This window comes from Vibrio sp. 811 (genome assembly GCF_033339195.1).
This window is the reverse complement of record NZ_JAWOUB010001019.1, coordinates 1-504: the sequence shown is the minus strand read 5'-3', so window position 1 is coordinate 504 and position 504 is coordinate 1. Positions and strand designations below refer to the sequence as shown.

Sequence of the window (504 nt, the reverse complement as noted above, 5' to 3'; positions counted from 1 at the left end):
ATGATTTTAGCAATAAGTGTGTTTTTAATTGTTTGCGCGCTGACTTTTGTCTTTTATGATTATTACTCGACACGCAAGCGTGAAATCGCACTAAATAAATATTTAAAACACCAATCCAAAAAAATGAAAAAGCAAAAAATGGAAACATTTATCGTTGCATTTGGGGAGAGTGGTAAAAAAGACTTAGAACAAAAATTGTTAAACGCGGGTTATTACAATAAGCAGCTAGCGAAGTACTACTTTCCTTTTAAAGCTTTTCTCTTTGTGGTGGCATCATTAGTCATTTTCTTTATTGATGTGGCCATTAATAGCAAAATCATTTTGCTCCTCATCGCAGCGGTAACCATTATTGTGTTACCTGACTTTTTACTCGAGTTACGCCGACGTTGGCTTGTGCGTAAAATTTCAAAAAACCTTCCCTACGTGCTCGATATTATGTCGGTGTGTGTGCAAACGGGTATGACCATTGAGGCATCTTTTGCTTATTTGGCCAAAGAGCTAAAA

The 504-nt window shown here is 36.3% G+C and carries 1 pseudogene; it reads left to right on the top strand.

Features of this window, described 5'->3' with window-relative positions:
* Nucleotides 1-138 precede the first annotated feature (138 nt).
* Nucleotides 139-504 (top strand): annotated as a pseudogene (locus R7Q46_RS30675) (type II secretion system F family protein); the annotation flags it as partial.